At 53.1% G+C, this 19374-nt stretch carries 11 protein-coding genes; 2 read left to right on the plus strand and 9 right to left on the minus strand.

Features of this window, described 5'->3' with window-relative positions; genetic code table 11:
- Positions 1–72: 72 nt before the first annotated feature.
- Positions 73–1773 carry an NAD-dependent malic enzyme gene (locus RBB82_RS03290; protein WP_433973694.1) on the plus strand — a complete coding sequence of 567 codons (1701 nt, stop codon included), beginning with the start codon at positions 73–75 and terminating at the stop codon, positions 1771–1773.
- Between the two features lie 82 nt (positions 1774–1855).
- Entirely contained in the window at positions 1856–3301 is a 1446-nt protein-coding gene (fumC, locus tag RBB82_RS03295; protein ID WP_433973695.1) for a class II fumarate hydratase, read from the plus strand.
- Between the two features lie 12 nt (positions 3302–3313).
- Here fumC and RBB82_RS03300 read toward each other — a convergent pair whose 3' ends face one another.
- The 9 genes from RBB82_RS03300 to RBB82_RS03340 form a co-directional block, all read right to left on the minus strand.
- Entirely contained in the window at positions 3314–4588 is a 1275-nt protein-coding gene (locus tag RBB82_RS03300; protein WP_433973696.1) for a threonine/serine ThrE exporter family protein, read from the minus strand.
- 78 nt (positions 4589–4666) lie between these two features.
- The gene (locus RBB82_RS03305; protein ID WP_433973697.1) at positions 4667–6292 is read right to left on the minus strand and encodes an MFS transporter; all 1626 of its coding nucleotides are present in this window, start codon (positions 6290–6292) and stop codon (positions 4667–4669) included.
- Between the two features lie 331 nt (positions 6293–6623).
- On the minus strand, positions 6624–7019 hold the full coding sequence (locus tag RBB82_RS03310) for a DUF302 domain-containing protein (RefSeq protein WP_433973698.1): 396 nt from the start codon (positions 7017–7019) through the stop codon (positions 6624–6626).
- Between the two features lie 279 nt (positions 7020–7298).
- Positions 7299–8639 (minus strand): malectin domain-containing carbohydrate-binding protein, encoded by a 1341-nt coding sequence (locus tag RBB82_RS03315; protein ID WP_433973699.1) that lies wholly within the window; start codon positions 8637–8639, stop codon positions 7299–7301.
- A gap of 221 nt (positions 8640–8860) precedes the next feature.
- Positions 8861–11317 carry a thaumatin family protein gene (locus RBB82_RS03320; RefSeq protein WP_433973700.1) on the minus strand — a complete coding sequence of 819 codons (2457 nt, stop codon included), beginning with the start codon at positions 11315–11317 and terminating at the stop codon, positions 8861–8863.
- A gap of 740 nt (positions 11318–12057) precedes the next feature.
- Positions 12058–12783: a response regulator transcription factor gene (locus RBB82_RS03325; RefSeq protein ID WP_433973701.1), complete on the minus strand. Its 726-nt coding sequence runs from the start codon at positions 12781–12783 to the stop codon at positions 12058–12060.
- Complete coding sequence (locus tag RBB82_RS03330) at positions 12780–14249, minus strand: sensor histidine kinase (protein WP_433973702.1); 1470 nt, start codon at positions 14247–14249, stop codon at positions 12780–12782. Before RBB82_RS03330 ends, RBB82_RS03325 begins: the two co-directional genes overlap by 4 nt.
- Before the next feature lie 172 nt (positions 14250–14421).
- Positions 14422–17883 carry a TonB-dependent receptor gene (locus RBB82_RS03335; protein ID WP_433973703.1) on the minus strand — a complete coding sequence of 1154 codons (3462 nt, stop codon included), beginning with the start codon at positions 17881–17883 and terminating at the stop codon, positions 14422–14424.
- Between the two features lie 378 nt (positions 17884–18261).
- Positions 18262–19176: a hypothetical protein gene (locus tag RBB82_RS03340; RefSeq protein WP_433973704.1), complete on the minus strand. Its 915-nt coding sequence runs from the start codon at positions 19174–19176 to the stop codon at positions 18262–18264.
- Positions 19177–19374: the final 198 nt, after the last annotated feature.

The raw sequence follows: 19374 nt of genomic DNA on the forward strand, positions 1-19374 counted from the left end.
CATGACTGAGACCTAGCCGAGATCAATCTGACGCGCTCATGGGCTGCGACAGATCTTAAGGAAGGACAGAAGATGAACCCACAAGTGCAAGAGGCAAGGAGTGAAGAGGCTCTCAAGGTTTCCCTCTCGGGATTCAATCTGATTAATTCTCCTCGTCTCAACAAAGGAACCGCGTTCTCTGACCACGAGCGCGATGTCTTCGATCTCTACGGATTGCTGCCGCCGCACGTGGGAAGTCTTGACGAGCAGCTTGAACGGCGGATGCAGTCTCTCAACGCGCAACCGAGTTCTTTTGCGAAGTACAGTTTTCTTCGGGACGTCCAGGACACGAATGAAACGCTGTTCTATGCCCTCCTGATTCGCAATGTTGAGCAGATGCTGCCTCTTGTGTACACACCGACAGTTGGTGAGGGATGTCAACGATTCAGCGAGATATGGAGAAAGCCACGCGGCCTTTTTCTGAGCTATCCGAATAAGGATCGGATTACTCAAATTCTCGGTCACTCCCGGTATAACGACGTGAAATGTATCGTTGTCAGCGATGGTGAACGCATCCTGGGCCTTGGTGATCAAGGTGCGGGCGGCATGGGAATTCCGATCGGGAAGATGGCACTTTATACTGCGCTGGGCGGAATTCACCCGGAAAATTGTCTGCCGATTTTGCTCGACGTCGGGACGGACAATGAGGAGCGTCTCAAAGATCCGCTCTATATTGGCTGGCGGAATAAACGTGTGCGTGGGCAGGAATACGATGATTTTGTCGAGACGTTTGTCTCCGCAGTGAAGACACGCTGGCCTCACGTCCTGTTGCAGTGGGAAGATTTTGCAGGGACGAATGCAGCGCGATTTTTGGCGCGCTACCGAAATCAGCTGTGCACATTCAACGACGACATTCAGGGCACCGCGGCTATTACGAGTGCAACGCTCATCTCTGCAATCAATGTCACGGGCGTTCCGCTGGAGCAACAGAAGATTGTCGTTGTTGGATTTGGCAGTGCCGGGTTAGGAATTACCAACCTGCTGGCACAGTTTGTTGAAGATCGTGGCGTCTCGAAAGAAGAAGCACGGTCTCGCTTCTACGGGGTCGACTACTACGGTCTTATTACCGAAGGTCGTAAGCATGTGGAGCCAGAGCAGCTACCTTATGCGCGTAAAGAAGAAGAGGTGAAGAGTTGGAGACAGGCGAATGGAGAGATCACGCTCCTGGATGTGGTTCGCAATGTGAAGCCAACTGTTTTGATCGGCGTCTCCGGTCATGCGGGAGCGTTCACCGAAGAGGCCGTTCGTGAGATGGCGAAGTACACAGATCGCCCGGTGATCTTTCCGTTGTCCAATCCTACTTCGCGCAGTGAGGCGATACCTCAGGACTTAATGAACTGGACGGATGGCCGCGCACTGATCGGCACCGGCAGTCCGTTCGAACCAGTGAGCTTTGGCGGGAAGAAAACACCGGTGGCTCAGACCAATAATTCGTACATCTTTCCCGGGCTCGCCCTCGGTATCATTGCTTCCAAAGCTCGATTCGTCAGCGATGCAATGGTGAAGGCGGCGGCAACTGAATTGATTCGTCACCTACCCACGCAGCAGGACAAGCAAGGAAATCTTCTTCCGCCGATCTCTCAGGCGCGCGGAATTGGCCGCCTGATTGCGCAGGCTGTTGGGAAGCAGGCACTTCAGGATGGCCAAGCACAGGTAGCAGACGAGGCGGCCCTGAATCGGGAGATCGATGCAAACGTCTGGGAGCCACATTACGTTCCCTATGAACGGGGCTAATGGATTTGTGCGGAGCGAGCACCTGTGAAGACGCAGCTTCGTAACATTATCTGGGAATTTTGCCATGAGCGTGAGGTGATGGATGGCTACACACGAGGCGTCTGCGTTGAAGCCTATCCCTATAGGCATTCAGGCTACGGGAACACGTAAAGAAACGGACTCGATGGGCGAAGTAGAAGTGCCGGCAACCCACTATTGGGGCGCGCAAACGGCACGTTCTCTGATCCACTTCGCTATTGGAGACGATCACATGCCGAAGCAGGTGTACCACGCTTACGGCTATGTGAAGAAGGCAGCCGCTCTGGTTAATGCAGCGGCGGGACGCCTCGATCAACGGCTTGCGGATGCTATCGCTGTCGTTGCGGACGAGGTCATCGCGGGCAAACTGGATAGTGAGTTTCCGCTCTTCGTATGGCAGACCGGCTCCGGGACACAATCGAATATGAACGTCAACGAAGTGATCTCCAACCGCGCGATTCAACTGCTTGGTGGAGAGTTGGGGAGCAAGACGCCGGTTCATCCTAATGACCATGTCAATATGGCGCAATCGTCGAACGACACCTTTCCAACAGCGATGCACATCGCCAGCGCACTTGAGGTGAAGCGATACCTGTTGCCCAGGGTAGAAGCCCTGGCTGTCGCGATCGAGGAGAAGGCGAAACAGTGGAATAACGTCGTCAAGATTGGCCGCACACATCTGGAAGACGCTGTACCACTGACTGTCGGGCAGGAGTGGTCAGGTTACGCTGTCCAGCTTCGCGACTCAATAGCGATCATCGACCAGTCTCTTCGGGGGATCTATCAATTGGCGGCAGGCGGTACCGCTGTTGGCACCGGACTGAATGCTCCTCCTCACTTTGGGGAGGAGATCGCCGCAAAGATTGCGGAGTTGACGAAGCTACCGTTCGTAACGGCCCCGAATAAGTTTGCCGCGCAGGGTTCGCTCGATGCGATGGTGAATGCGCATGCAGCGCTGCGTTCGCTCGCCGTGGCGCTGATGAAGATTGCCAACGATATGCGGTGGCTGGCGTCGGGTCCGCGATGCGGATTAGGTGAGTTGGTGTTGCCAGCCAACGAACCGGGATCTTCGATTATGCCCGGTAAAGTGAATCCCACCCAATGCGAGGCAATCGTGATGATCTGCATCCAGGTCATCGGCGATGATTCCGCGGTGGCTTTTGCCGGCTCGCAGGGCAACTTTGAATTGAATGCGATGAGACCGATTATCATCAATAATTTTCTTCATTCGGCACGCATCCTGGCCGATGGAAGCGAGAAGTTCCGAATCTTCTCGGTCGAAGGAACTGTGTTGAATGAAAAACGCATTGCGCAGTTCGTTCAGAACTCTCTGATGCTCGTTACGGCGCTCAGCCCTGTCATTGGATACGACAAGGCATCGAAGATCGCTCATAAGGCGCTCGATGAGGAGACAACGCTGAAGCAAGCCGCACTTGCGACGGGGTGGATTGATGAGAAGACGTTCGATGAAGTTGTTGATCCGAAGAAGATGGTGTTTCCACAGAGTTGAACTACAGGATTTCTAATCTGCGCTGGCTCCGCGATGCCAAGCCGGCAGTGGGACAGAGAGTGCGATTGCCAGACCAACAGCGATTGCAGATGTTAGAAGAATTGTGTAAAGAATGAGCGACACTGTTTCAGCGATCAGACCGCTGGACGCCAGATCTCCTGCTCTCAGAATTTGAAGACACCCTATAAACGCTCGAAACGCGTAGGAGCCTGGAACCAGAGCAACGACGCTGGGGAAGGCGAACGTTGTGGGCGGAGTTCGAAAACGTCGGGCAAAGATATGAGCCAGAAGGCCTGCCACGAGCGAACTAATTACGGTTCCACTGATGATGTCCAAGCCGAAGTGCAACAGAGCGGTTCGGAGTGCGTGACAACAGACGCCACAGATGACGCAGGCCCAGACGGCGCTTGCAGTGACATTGAAGAGGAAGACGTAACCGATGGTTGTCAATGCAGAGAATGCAGCATCTTCTGCGATTGGTAACAAAGGTGATGGCCCGGATAAAGGTATGCCAACGCCGGTTACGACTGTTGCTGTGAAGAGGCCTAACGCGATGGCCACGACAACCAATACGGAAAAGGAAAGCCTAGAAAGAGCGAGGGTCATATTGTTATCGATTGCGTCTCGGATGCCGTTGATAAGAGGAACACCGGGAACCAGGAGCATCGCCGGGGCGATGAGGCAGAGCGCAGGGATGTTACTCGGATGCACCCTCATCCCCACCCCACCGATGATGCCAGAGACCAAGGCGGTGATGAAGGGAATGGCTAGCTGGTGGATGTGCCAGCGGCCGAGTCGCTGTCGTACGGCAGTCCCAATCATGGATGCGATAAGGACCGTAGCGAAGACAGACCAGTCGCCTCCGAACAACCTGGAGAGGCTTGCCCCAGTCAGTCCGAGCGTAGCGGCAACAAGCCACCATGAGTAGAGTGGCTTGCTGTACTCCAAAGCGGTTAGTCGTGAAGCTATCGTGACGACATCAAGAAGTCCAGAGGAGGTGTCATCGACGATTCGGTTGAGAGACTCGACGGCGGTCATATTCACGGTGGTGGCAGGAATGTGTGAACCTACCTTCGTTCGGAACTGATTTTCCACAATGACCGTGAGCAGAAGCGCATCGAAGGTAATCGATAGATGCGATTCGTAACCCAGCCCGTGTGCAAAACGCTCTACTGCTTCCTTCGCACGAGCAGTATCAGAGCCGTTCATCAGGAGAAGCCGGCCGATCTCTAACGAGAGGTGCGCGGTCTCCTCTGGCGTTGCAGATGTTGAGTGGTTCGCTGTCATTGAATTCGTCGCATGCAAATCGAATACTATCAGGCAGAGCGGCAGTGTTTCGACGATGTGGGCGTGGCGTGGGTTTGGTCATTCTGATGTCTTATGGGCTTCCGAGCGAGCGTAGATCAGATGACGTAAGACCATTTCTTTGGCGAGGTAACTAAGTAGACGGCACTCCAGTTCGCCATCTGCTCGGGTGAACCGCTCATGTTGGCGCAGATGCTCAGCCCATGACTGCACTAGCATTATCTCCAAGTAACGGTTCGCAACTTCGGTATCAGAGAATATGGCCCAGCTGTAGGCCCCGTCCCGACGTCGTATCCGAGCATATTGATGGATTGCGTCCAAAAATTCCGCAGTTCGTTCCGGAATGACGGAGTATTCGACCGTAACCAGCACGGGGCCGCGCTCGAGATCAGAGTCATCTTCTTTGACGAAAACGGGCATACGCCAGTGGTTCCAGGAACTCAGGTCGGCGGGTGCGTCAGGAAGTTTTGCGAAGAATACGAGGGCAGTCGTTGCGATTGTTCCGAGGCCAGCTGAGACGAGTGCGGCTTCGACGGTAGCTCTTTGCGCGACAGCCCCCCAAACAGCACTGCCGAGAGCAAAGCTTCCCTGAAAGACAAGTATGAAGACTGCAAGTACTCGTGCCCGTACCCAATCCGGTGCAAGGTTCTGTACCAGAGTGTTGATCAGAGAGACGAAAAGTACCCATGCTGCACCCCCGATCAACATGACGGGCGCGAGCGTAGCTAACTCGTGAAAGACGCTGGTCATTGCGATCGTAATCCCGAGGATTACCACTCCCGCGGAGACGATAGTCTCTGTCGACCATTTGGCGCGAGCTGGTTGCATGATTAATGCACCTGCAACTGCGCCAGCTCCAAAGCACCCGAGCAATAGCCCGTAACCGATTGCGCTCTTGTTGGCGCTGTGAGCAACTGTTGGCAGGAGAGCAAATAGAGCGCTTGAGAAAAATACTACGACTCCCGTTCGAACCAATACCCTGAGAATAGCGGGGGAGTAGCGCACATACCGAAGAGCAGCAATCGTGGCGCCCGAAAATGTCTCCGTCGGTGAAGTCCGCTTACGCACCGGCCTTTTCCATTTGGCAACAACTAGAATCACTCCGAAGAAAGCGAAGAAATTTGTTACAAACGCAGTGGCGACTCCGGCGATGGCTATGACGATGCCGGCAAGCGCAGGTCCTACGGCTCGGGCAAGATTGAACTCGATGCCGTTGAGAGCTGACGCTGCGGCAAGATCCTCCTTAGGCACTAATTCAGGCAGGATTGCGCGCCACGATGGAGTTTCGAACGCGTCTCCTGCTGAGAGTGCAAACGTTAATACCAGCAGCAACCAGGGGGTCATGAACCCACCGATTGTTAAAACGCAGAGGAGAAGCGCTACGCCCACCATCCATGTTTCTGTGGCAAGAATCAGCTTGCGGCGGTCGACGATATCTCCGGCAGAACCGGCGGGGAGCGATAGGAGAAAATATGGCAGGGACGCAGCTGTTTGCGTAAGTGCTACGTAGATAGGCCCAGCATGGAGTGAGACCATCAGCCAGGCAGCACCAACGCTCTGCATGAACGTGCCAATGTCGGAGACGACATTGGCAGCCAACAGATTGCGGAAGGTCGGCACACGCAACGGTCGCCACAAGCTGGACGCCTCCCGCGGAGCCGATTTTTCCTTAGCCGTATCTGCCAATTGACCTTGCCCCCGGTCACCTAAGTGTTGTCGGGTTCTCACGAAAGACCATGAATTTTGAAATGCTCCAACGGATAGTGAGCGTATGTTAATCTTTGACGCCTGAAACCGGAGATATACGGCAGTTAATCTGTAAGTTTCTTTCGCTTTCAGGATCAAACGTTCTCAGGATCAAAATTTCGCCATTGTCTCCGAAAACGCATTCGCCCTCTATACCGGAGAGGCAATTCCCAGATGTCGAATGAAGGAGCGTTCTGACGGGCAGGAGCGTGATGCTAGTTGCCCCAATTTCGTCACACGGTTGCACAAGGCAGAGCTGAGTGTGAATGCGTTACTCTGAGGCTTTAGCTGCCAAGGCTGCTGCCACTGAGATGTTAGGCAACAGTTCCTGCGATACTCCGTGTCGCTTCTGCAGATATGCAGGGTCGTTGCAGGATGCCCAGGTTTTTCCGTCGTTATCTTCCCAGACAAGAATTTTAAGCGGAAGATCGATTGCGATGCTGGGAGTCGTCAGCATAAGTGGTGTACCAGCCTTTGGGTTGCCGAAGATCAGAAGTTTGGTTGGCCGCATCTTCAACCCAACTTTTTCCGCTTCCCCGCTGTGATCAATTACTGCAAACAGGGTGATGCCCTTCGTTTCCAGAATTCCCTTGAGTCTTTCCACCGTCTGGTCTACCGAGTGATTGCTGAGCGTATCGATGATGCCATTGTCGTTACTATGTACCATTCGTTATCTCCGTGCCCCTGTAAACGATCGGGGAACCAACAAGGAAGACACATGAAGGCTGGTCCTACATATATTTGAATCATCTTCATCCTCAGTAAATTCCTCAGTAAAAATGTTGGCCAGATCGTGGTAATCACGATCCGGCCAAAGTAGAGATTGAGGTGATTCTTAAACTGCTTTGACCATATCTTTTGACTTCCTTGGCTGCAGTAGAACGATAGCCTGTAACAGTTGCCAGTTCGACGTTAAATACATTAGAGGTTCACTCTAACTTGCATGTTAGTTAATTTCGATCGCGCTCAGTAGAGAGTTGTTAATGACTGAGGTGAACGTAACGGTGAAAGTGCCGTTGGCATCTGCATTTTGCGTAAGCTGCTGTATGACTGCCTTGTTCTTAGCACCCGCCGCAGCGAAGATGTCGAAATTCGTCACTACCTGCGTTCCATTGATGCTGATATTGAAGGTTCGTGAGTTGGCTGTTGAGAAGAATGTCTCGGCAAAGTGCATCCGTACTGTGTGCGCCGATCCAGGTACAAAACCAGCAAGCGTGTAGGTGAAGTTACCTTGACGAGCATCCTGATACACCGTCATAGGCGCCGCATTCGTAACACCGCTGAGATCGATTACATTCTTATGGCTAAGAATAGATCCGCCCTCAAAGTCCACGTCCGCAAGAAAGGGAGCGACCGCCGAACCGCCTGCGTTGATCTGCGCACTGCTTACCGTCGGGCACTGACTGATGGAAGCGGTGGCCTGGGCCGAAGTCACCGATAAGCCAGCCAGATCTACTGCCTGCACGGCATAATAGTAAGGTGTCTGACACATTGCCGTCGTATCTTCAAACTTCGAGCCGGATACTACGGTTGCGACCTGATTAGCCACTGATGGAACGAACCCAGAAGTGGTTCCGCGAAACACGTTATAGTACCCTACCGTGCAACCCGAGGGTGCCGCGCTCGCATTCCAGGTCAGCGCAATTGCATTGTTAGAGTCTTCCACAGCAGCCAATCCACCCGGAGCCTGAGGAATAATACTGCAAGCGTTGCTTCCTCCGGCTGTAACAGTCAGCGAGTCAAGACGGGAGACACTCTGCGTGGCTACGTTAAAGATTTGAACGGTGTTTTGACCGGCATTCAGGGGTACCACGATGCTGTCGGTACTAAACGTGTTGAAGTCCCCGGTTTGCGGGAAGTTCAGATCTTCGGTCATGACGGTGCCGTTCACCATAATGCCTTCGGGACGATTCAGAACGCCTGGGAAGAGACCTTGTTGGAACGCATAGCGAAGTGCCAACGTGTAGTTGCCGGATGCCGGAACTACCACGTTCGAGAAGGTTGCCGTTCCTTCTGTCGTGTAGGCCATATCGACAGTCTCCTGGTTAGGACTTATCGCGTTCGATGCGGTGATGTAGGAGGGGAACCACGAGCTCAATTGCTCGAAGCAATCGAAACCACTGAGCAGAGCGTCCTTGAAGTAATACTGCGTTCCGCCCGCTACCGCCGCCCCAGCAACTGTACCGTTGCCGCGCGATGTTGGGAACTGTGCGGGACACGGTCCGGCCAGCGCCGCCCCGACTCCAATAGACGACAACATCGACAAAACAAGAATTGCCTTTTTCATAACACTACCTTTCAGTGACTCTGTTCTGCGTTCAGTGACAGACAATCGACAGCTCTTTGGCTTACCGATCGCAAGGGGGAGGTCGATTTTTAGGCTTCGCGGCACGAAGTGAATTCATTCGCCGCAGTGAGTTGCCGCCATTGGGAAAGACTGCATCCTATGCGTGATCATTCTTCGACCACGCATAGGATATGTAGACACGTTTGATCGAGCTGTCTCCGTTACTGAATGGTGACGCTGTCAAAGGTTGAGATATTCAGAGTCGACTCTCGCTTCGAGGTGACGGCAAGCCCGGCAGTAACAGCTCCGGTCATCCCAGCATCTCTGGTAGAGATCAACGTCCAATTGACACCATCCGGCGACGCGTAGCCGTTGAACGTATTACCGGACCGTTGGAGCTTCACCCACACCGGAACGTTTTGCTGAGCCTGTCCCAGATCGATGGTGCCACCTCCATCCGGCGTACGAACGATCATGGCGACGCCATGGCCCGGAGTTGCGAAGACACCGGCGAAGGCTGCATCGTCTGCTGTGCTGGAACGAATCATCACGCCTGACTTAGCCCATACATCCGTGTTGGTCTGAGTATCGACATGCGCGATAACAGTGAAGTCACCGGTTGCCGACTGGTAAGCGTAGTTGAACTGATCGGCAGTGCCGAAGATATCGCTGCCGCTGCCGCCAACTGTAAAGGTGCCTCCATTTGCGCTGAAGGTTCCTGCTGTTTTAGGAGCGCCGATATCAAGATCGGTAAACTGCACGCTGATCGGGCTGACAGTTAGAGAGACGCTGGTGGTGTTGCTCAAGGAGCCGGAGGTGCCCGTGACCGGGATAACATACGTTCCGGGCATCGTCGAGACGCTTGTGGCGAGCGTGAGCGATGATGTTGCAGCTCCCGCGATCGAGTTCGGTGCGAACGTCGCCGTCACTCCAGCGGGTAAGTTGGTAGCACTAAGAGCGACCGCAGAGTTGAACCCGTTCTGCGGAGCTGTTGCAATGGTGAAGGACGCGCTGCCTCCCGCTTGAACCGCACCCACTGTCGGAGTCGCCGAGATCATGAAATCCGGACTGGCCACTGTAGATGCAACCGTCAATGAGACTTGTGCGTCGTGAAGGCTGCTTGCGCTGAAACTGGTCAAGAGGGGGAAGTAGGCTCGCTTGGTGGCAGAGGCGGAGGTTGCGATTGTAATAGTCGCCGACTGCGGTGTGGGATCACCGGTAAAGGTGAACTGTGGCAGCGTGGGAGCAGTGGAAGTTGCAGGGAGACCGGAGGTACTCATCGATACGACCCCAATGAAGCCGTTCAAAGGAGTGGCCGTGACCGTGTAAACAACCGGTGTACCAGGCGTAACAATCTGTGGAGACGTTGGGGTAACGCTAAAGACATAGTCGGCAGCTGTGGGATCTGCAACCGTCAATGAGCCCTCCCATACGTTCTCGAGCGAGCCGCTCTGCCCGATGACCTCTATATTTCCCGTGCCCAACATCGGAGCCGGCGAGGTCGTCGTATTGATCGTCAAAGTTACAGGAACAGTCACTCCCGGAGTCAGACTGACAGTGGATGAACTAAAGGAAGCAGAAGAGCCCTTGTTACTGCAGGAGACCTTGCCGGCCGTCGTCCAAGTGCAGCTTCCTGGTAGATGTGCGGTAGACAGCTTGACGGTTCCCGTAAATGTGCTGCTCGCAGTAACATTCAGGTTATACGTAACGGGGCTGCCAGGCTTAACCGTTTGGCTCTGCTGCTGAGAGGTGATGCTAAAAGTAGGCACGATCGAAGGATCTGAGTTAGGTACGGTATTCGCAGGACAGAACGTGATCTGATACCCCGAAGCTGGCACAGGAGCTACATTGAAGTCGCTGGACGGGTCGTCAAAGGCATACCCGTATACCGAGGGGCAGGACTTCTTAAGTACGGCTCCGCGGTAGTTTGTGTCCCAATTTACGTTGTTGCAGGCCTGCGGTGATGCATATGGTCCAGCACAGCAATAATTTGCTGTTCCAAACTGGCTGCAGAGGCTCTTGCATCCGACGATCTGTCCAGCGCCGTTCAGTATCTGTTGACCGGTTGGGCAGGAGTTCCGCAGATCGACCTGGCATGCAGAGTTGACCGCATGGGCCGGGTTAGGATCGTTGAGTTGAACAGAGAGAGGAAAATCAAACGCGTCGACAAGGCTAATGTCATAGTTGTCTGCTCCGGTCGGTGAACCGGTAAGGGTAAACTCCGCAAGACTGGTCGAACCGGCTCCGGCGTGTTGACACTGCAGACCGCCGCAATCACCCGTCTGACAGGAGCCCTTGCCGTTCGCATCAAAGGTGCACTGACGACGTCCCCAGAAGCGTCCGCCAACCCACGGCGTGGGCAGTGAGGTGGTGACGGTTGTGCCCGCAGGAAGCTCCAGTCCTCCAGACGAGCCGTTGAAGACAGGAGTCGGATTACCTGCGCCGGCTACCCATACTGTTTCTGCGCAGTTATTCGTGATGATGAACTGGCGGGTCTGAGCGATCGCCATATCGTCGATTGCGGCAAAGACAATCAGTAGCACATACAGTAGCGTCATCGGGCCGCGTCGGACATTATTCGATGAGATGGATTTTGAAGAGCCGACTTTCATCGGGTTGGCCTTTCGCGGAAGTACGGAGAAAGGCAGGGATATAAGGTTCTGCAAGAGTAAATTCAAAGATTGCCTCCGGTAAAGCCAGTGACCAGTTTCAAAACAAAGTTTTGGTGATTCAACTTCGAGGAATATAGGTCTCTCCACCTGCGCTGTAAACAGTACGAAGGTAGTACTACCTCTGGCAACAGTCGCCTCGCCCAGCATGTCATCGAACGCATACGTTATTTGTGCTGAATATCGGCACAATATAAAAACGACCGCGACTGAGAAGAGACTATCGACTACAGTGGAACAGTACTGGGGCGGACATCGGGCTGTCTTCCGATGAAGGAGGCAGGAGCATAGATAGTTGACTGTTAGGGGAGGTCAGCTTCAACTGCACACTTGTGCACAGTAATGATATGAGACCAAGTCGTGCTCGCTGCCCATTGCGCCCTTCAGACTATCTTGAGTGTGCAATTGGATGGTGTAAAAATAAGCATCGCTTGTGACACAATGTCATCAGCAATGTGGCACGAGCCGTTTCATGAGTTTGTAAAAAATGTCACATACACCCGCAAATCATTAACGGGCAATCCGATGGAGTTGGGGGCGATTCTATTCCAGCGAACCTCCAGTAGTTAAAGCAGCTTGTTCAAGGAATAGAGATAATCGAATGATGATGGGGATAAAGGCGAGATACTCGCTTCGGCTTGTCAATATATTGTTGCTCTGAATCCGGTTGTCGGATTAGCGCGAGAGCTCCATTGCTTGCCATTCCAGAACCAATTCTTTATTTATATGCAAGTGAATCGCATGGATCATCAACCGTCAACACCGCGACTCAGGAGCGTTTCTTCGGCAAATCGATACCCAAAATGACTATCGGTCAATAAGTAGACCGGGTCCGATGGATTATCTTCCAGCTTTTTACGGAGCTGGCTCATATATGTGCGCAGATATTCTAGTTCCTTCCTATATTCTGCACCCCATACCGTAGTAAGTAGACGCGCGTGAGGTATCGGCAGCCCCGATCTTGCCATCAGATAGTGGAGAAGATCGAATTCTTTTGGGGTCAAATGAACCGTCTGACCTGACTTACGAACTACTCTGCGAGCAGGATCGAGTTCGATATTTCCTATCTGAATTACGTCGTCATCGATAGAATGCGGAGTCTGTATCCTGCGCAGCACCGCTCGTATCCTCGCAGTCAATTCTCGAACATGAAAAGGTTTGGTTACGTAGTCGTCCGCGCCGGCATCGAGTGCCCTTACTTTATCTTCTTCACTGTCTCGCACTGTCAGCATCAAAATGGCAAGGCTCGGAGACAACTGACGCATCTGTCGGCATGTTTCAATGCCTCCCATACCAGGCATGTTGATGTCCACTAGAGCAGCGTCGTATCGCATTGCGCCAAGGAGTGGCAAAGCCTCTTCACCTCTGGGGACCTCGGTAATGTCAAACCCAAATATATCTAGCGCAGTCCGCACCGCGTGTCGAATGAGCGCATCATCTTCCACTATCAAAAGCCTAATGTGTGATTTATTCAATTCTGCCTCCTGACTATACGGGGAAGAGACAGAAAGAATGTCGTCCCCTTTTCGTGCTCGCTGGTGACCCAGACTCTTCCTTTATGTGCTTCAGCTGCTTTTTGAACGATCGATAAACCCAGGCCCGTTCCAGCAGCGCGATAAGAGGCATCACGACTTCTATAGAAGCGTTCAAATATCCTGGATCTATCTTCAATCGGTATCGTCGGCCCGTCATTGTGGACAGAAATTAAGACCTGAGAAGCATCTTCCAACGCTGAGACTTGAATCGTGGAGCCAGTTATCGAATACTTCGCCGCGTTCTCAACAAACTCACCAATAGCTGTTCCGATCAATTCTTCATCCGCGCGAACGAAGATGCTCTGCGACCCGATCGATACCTGAACACGCTGTCCGTTGAGCCTGCCTGCTTTCAGGGTCAATGCGCGGTAGATCAACTTCGAAACCGTGACTTCCTGTTTGTTCAGCTTAAAGTCCTCTGCTTCCAGCTTTGCTTTCTGCAAAAGCCTGGTCGCGAGAGTGTCGAGCTCTGCCGTCTGTCCACTAATGAGCGTCGCCATCTCGTTCTGCTCCGGTGTAAGGCCACCCATCTCGGACAAGCACGAACTTGCCGTCATAATGACAGTCAACGGCGACTTGAAGTCGTGAGCCAGAGCATCAAGGACCGCGGTGCGCAACTGTTCTGTCTGCCGTGCGGCCTCCGCCCTACTCTCCTTCTCGAAAGACTGAGCACGCTCAAACGCGATAGCCACCAACGACGCGATCGCATCGACAATGCCCGAACCAAGATTCGGCCCACGCAATACAATTCCGCCGAAAGGATGCTGCCCCAGACGGAGTGGACGCTGCCAAATATCTGTCTTCAGGTCCGGATTCTTTCTATTTTGCAAAAACGCTTCGCGCGCCAAGGTGCTGTCATCCTCTGAACAGGCACCCGCAAAGTCGAGCCGCGCAAGGTTGCCGTCGAAGATAGTAACTGCTTCGACGTGCATTGTGTCCAATATCAGCAAGACCATCTGCGAACCAGCTGGCTGGCCGCGATCAAGAAACAGCGTTGCTCTGCTCAGTTCATAAAGCATTTCCATGCGCCGACTGTTCAGGTCGGACTGTCGTGCATGGGCCTGAGACTGAGACGAAAGTCGACTTACTACAGATGCCGTAAACAGGAATATTGTCAGCGCGACCCAGTTCTTGGGGTCCGACATGTGTAAGCTGAGGATGGGTGGAATAAAGAAATAGTCGAGGCATCCAGCAGCACCAAAAGATACGATCATGGCTTGCACAAACCCGCAACGCATGGCCGTTACCAAGACGAGTGCTAACAGCAAAAGACTGACCGTCGCCAAGTTAACATCGAGCTTGTAGGACAACAACGAGATCAGCAGAATAGCTGTCAGCGAAACGATCGACTGGTATCCGACACGCCTGATGTTCTTTGAGCCACGATACCGACTCGCAATTGACACAAAAACTCCGTGAAAATAATTACTCCTGAAGCTTTCTAAAGATATTCTTTCGCAGATAAAGAAGTTGTAAGGATGAACTAAGCTTCACGAACATGTACAACGAGAGACCGCAATCCAAAAACAGGATTGCGGTCTCTTATTAGCTCAACGTGGTGTTTCTTGTACGAGAGGTTTAGAACTCCACTCGCAACGCGATTTGCCCGGTTCTGTTTCCTGCGTTCTCCGCCGTCTGTGCGGTGGTGAGCATTCCGAACGAACCCGGGTTGCTTATGTTGGTTGCTGGAGGTGCATAGTTGGTGTGGTTCAGCACGTTAGTGAAGGTCGACTCGAAGCGCAGCCGCCAATTCTCATGAATTGCGATCAGTTTGGCCAAGCCCGCACTTACTGCAATCGTGCCCGGCGCTTCGAGCGTTCCGACTCCTGCATTTCCCACGCGGCCGGCGTTGACCGGAGTGTGAGCGAATGCGCTGAAGTTGAAATAGTTGCTGGGTGAACGATCTGCGGGAATCGGATTTCCGACGCGGTCTGGGCGAACGATCGAACCGTCACCAGAAGGATTCGTGTTGGTTTGATCATTGCTTACGCTATCGCTTGGGGTCAGGTACGGCCCGGTCTCGAGAAGCGTAATGGTGTTCACGTTCCAGCCGCCAAGGAAACCGTCCACTACATTTGCTGAAGAGTTCAACCACTGCCGACCTTTGCCGAAGGGCAACTCGTAAGTTCCCGTCACCAGCAGACGATGGCGGCGAGTGCCTACTACGTTGCCGCGGTTCGCGCTGATATCAAAACGATTCAGGTCCGCGAGACCATAGCGAGTTTCACCTTGAAACGCAGTTGGTGCATCACCCTGAGCATCACTGATGTTGTGTGCCCAGGAGTAGTTGGCATCGTAAGACAGCCCTCTCGCCATTCTGTGTGTGGCTGCTAGTTCCATCGCCTGATAGTTCTGTCCGCCCAGATTGTTGGTCGAGAAGATAACCGACCAGTTCGGGAATGGAAGAGCCTCCGGATTTGGGTTCATGGTGCTGGGATGAAGCTGGTTCAGGTTTTCGGTGACAGGAAGCCGGTAGGAGTTCATTCCCACGTAGCTCGCTCTCACCGAGGTGTTGGAGGTAATTTCACGCTCGATGGTAACGTTCCATTGTGCGGTCTGGGCATCGCGGTAGCGTGGGTTAGTGGCCTGCTCAAGCTCTCCGCCACCAAACGCCAATCCAGCGCCCGCTGGGGTGACCTGGGGGAATGTAAAGACCGGCGCAGTGTTTTGTCCGTTGGGATTATTTATGTACGTATTGACGACTGCCTGAGGATTGCTTTCATTGTTGTTCTGGAGTTGGCCCAGAGCGGTCACAGTGAAGATGCCAAACCCGGCACGGAAGACGGTTTTATTGTCTCTGAAAGGACGATAAGCAAGACTGACACGAGGATCGAAGTTGCGGTGATACGTCTGGCGAAGGCCAGCCGGAAGACCATCCTGACCATTCGTGATTACAGGCGTGCAGGTTCCCGGGTTGACACCAGCCAATCCGCAGGCGTTAAAAGATGCGAGGAAGGCTGGAGCTGGCCCAAGGCCGTGCAACAGCTTGTTATTGATGATAACTGCACCCTGTCCGTTTGCGCCGGTCCCAGTGTAGTTGGGATCGAAGTTGGCCTGAATACCGTTCTTGTCGACAAAGGGAGGGAGAAGTTCCCAGCGCAAGCCGAAGTTGAGTGTGAGGCGATCGTTCACCTGCCATTGATCCTGCCCATAGAGACCAGTCTGTGCGCCACCTGCGTCGTCCCTCGGACCCGTCACTGCAAAGTAGGTGGTGTGAGGTGCGCCAAGCAGGAGGTCACCAAAGGAGCTATTGGTAAAGGTGTTTTGGTTGAAGATGAATAGACCGTAGTCATCGGAGGGCGTTTCGATCTCGGGCACGGCAAAACGTACCCAACGGACGTCAACACCACCGCGAATCGTGTGCCTTCCCTTTGTGTAAGTTAGGTTGTCAGCAATTTGCTTGGTTGTGGACTTCGTCGGACCGACGTGGTCTCTTCCGATCTGAGTAAAGTTCGTTCCGTCGTTGAAGGAGATTGTGGGGAAACCCTGATCAGTTGGATGGTTGGAGACGTTTACGCCCTGATCGCCGCCGAGTTGGACTCCGAGACTCTGGAGAGCAGCTGCGCCCTCGATCCCGAAGTTAGGCGCAAGGATCGTGTCCGTAAAGCCATAACGGAACTCATTCAAAAGACGGCTGTTGATTACGTAGTTGTGGGAGATCAAAAAGCTTCGGTCGTGCTCACTGTCAACATCGTTCGGCAAGAGCGGATTTACGACGTTTACAGTGAGGTTTTTTCTATTGAACCGAGCATAGACCTGCTGCTTGGAATTGATAACCTGATCGATTCTGGCATCGAATCCATCCGTGTTCGAAGGAATCGAAACCAGCGTCTGATAGTTGACCGCACCACTCCCTGTGGTGAGATTGGGCAGCGGATAGTATTTTAATAAGTTGGTGGCGAATGGGCTGATACTCGCCTGAGGAATTACGTTGTTGGCGTAGGTGGCCCCCGTAAAGGGATTCTTCAAGGGCACGGGAACCTGCGCGCTATCAGCATTATTAGGGTCTACCGGCATCGTTGGAAAAGTGGAAACGAGCCCGCTGAGATCTCCCATTCTTTCCTGCAGGGTCGGCACAAAATACTGCTCTGCCTGTGAGGTCCGTCTACGGTTACCCTCGTAGTCGACGAAGAAGAACGTCTTGTTATGCCCGTCATAGAGATGAGGGATGGAAACTGGACCTCCGAAGCTGCCGCCAAATGTGTTGAAACGCTTCGGAGCTTTCTGTGTGAAGCTGAACACACGAGCATCGAGTACATCGTTTTGGAGATACTCAAATAGCGTTCCGTGGTACTGGTTCGTTCCGCCACGCGTCGTAAACGTAACGTCTCCGACCTGGGAGAACTCTGCATTGTTATTGAAAGCCGTGACCTTCAACTCCGCAATTCCCTCAGGAGACGGATAGGGATTGATTCCAGCGGCACTGTTGAAGACGTTCGTGGTCGAGATACCATCGACCGAAAAGCCAACCTGGTTGGCCGTGGCTCCACCGATAGCAATATTGCCCTGGCTGTCCTGCTGAACGTTCGGAGACGTCTCAAGTGCTGCGAGGGGACTCGTGGTTGAGGCACGAAAGTTCAACGGCAGTTTACCAATGTCTCCAGTATCTTTTGAGTCTCCGATGACGCCATTTTCCGTGTTGATCTGGGCCGCATCTGAGGTCACCTCTACGGTGCTCGCCTGCGAGGCAATCGTCATCTTGAAGTCATATCGCAGATCCTGACGAGCTGCGAGGCTGATTCCACCGATGATCGAATCAGCGAATCCGTCATGTTTGGCCCGGACGCTGTATTTGCCGGCAAGGACATTGTCCAGTTCATAGTTGCCACTCGCGTCCGTCTGCACTATGCGATCTGTATTTTCATCAACGTTATGCAACGTGATCTTGGAGTCGGGTATCGCCGCTCCGGTAATATCTTCGACACTTCCTCGAATGCTCCCGAACGTAGATTGCGCCAGCGCCACATGACCTGATGCTGCAAATGCGACCCCCAAGAGAAGAAAACAACAAATTATAAATTGGTATCTTTTCAGCTTCACAAATGTACCTCCTGTACTACTGAATGGTAGGAGGTGTGCCGTGAGGAAAGCACAAAGATGGGCCGGTTTTCTCGCTGAAACCGCAATAAAAGAGTTGATATCGAGGTCGCGGGATGCGGCTACAAACACTTTGAACAAGCTATTCGCGACCGCAATCTGCTGAATATAAAGCCCTCAACTCGGCCCTTGGTTCTAGATCTAGAGATGGTTTCGCCTAAAACTGCGTTCCTATAAATGGTGTCAAGCTTCGACGCGACAAAGAGTGTTGTATCGCCGTGAATGTCGAGCCAGGAGCCCCCTCATACCGAGGACGCGCAGTGCTCGTAGTGTCTTTCACTTTTCTGGGCCGGCTCATCAAAAAAGATACTGGAGTCTGGGTTATTCGTAACCGATGATGCCTCGAACATACGAGACACACTTTTCGACTTCTTCACCCGATCGACCAGTTCCCGGATAATCGCAGTCTACATATGCGGTGAATGGGACCTGCTTTTCCTTAAGGAACTGCAGGACTTCTTTCATGTGCGCCGCTCCTTCCCCGAACGGAACACTTGGCCCTCCCGGCACCGCATCTTTTAGATCGATAGCGCACATTGACATATAGTTGGCCTGTACAAACTGCAACGAATCAATCTTCGCTTTCGTCAGGTCTCCGATGTCCGGGTCCATTCGGAAGTACTTAGAGATGGCGAGTTGCCTCTGCATCTCGTTCACATCGGAAAATTGGATGCCCACGATCATTCGATGTTTCTCAGCTGCAGCCGCCGTCATACTTGTTAGCGGCTCTGGGATGCGGGCAACAATCGAATTCGCTCCCAGAGCTTTTGCCATCAGGAATAGTCGGTCGATCTCCGCCTCGGAGCTCCCAAGTCTGGCCGAATAGGATTTGATTCGGAGGCCCTGCTTTTCAAATGTAGACCGGATATTCTCGAAATAGCTCGCCGGGACCGAAAGTCGCCACTCCGTCAATGCTGCCGCAGTCGCCTTCTGTTCTTCGAGTTGTTGCGGCGTCGGAGGCAACTTTGGCGCGCTCAGAACGCCAACGGGAAACACTGGATTGAATCTCGCAGGCTCCACGTGGCTGAACAGAATTTGGCAATCCTTGAGTCTCGCCTGCTTCATCACCTGGACGATGACGGGAATCGCTTCATCCTGTGAAAGAGCTCGCAGACTCCACGTGTTCAGTCCAAGCCTAAGTCCACTTTCTGCGAATCCGAAACTCTGGCGCGAACAAGCAGCGGCAGCCGCTATCGCACCCATTCCTTGGTTGAACTGCCTTCTTGAAAGCTTCATTGTCACCTCACGAATTCCGGATCGTTCCCTGCCGCCATGTGTTGGGCAATTCTAAATTGGGGATTGCCCCTTTCGTTTCTACCTCCGGCGAGTGAACACTGCTCGTTGCAACAACTGGAGCGAAGGTGGACGAGAAACGGGTGCGTTTATTGCGTCTTTCGGACGCGTTATTCTTCAAAAATGATCCAGAGACACAGT

The sequence above is a fragment of the Tunturiibacter lichenicola genome (assembly GCF_051013355.1).
GTDB lineage: Bacteria > Acidobacteriota > Terriglobia > Terriglobales > Acidobacteriaceae > Edaphobacter > Edaphobacter lichenicola_F.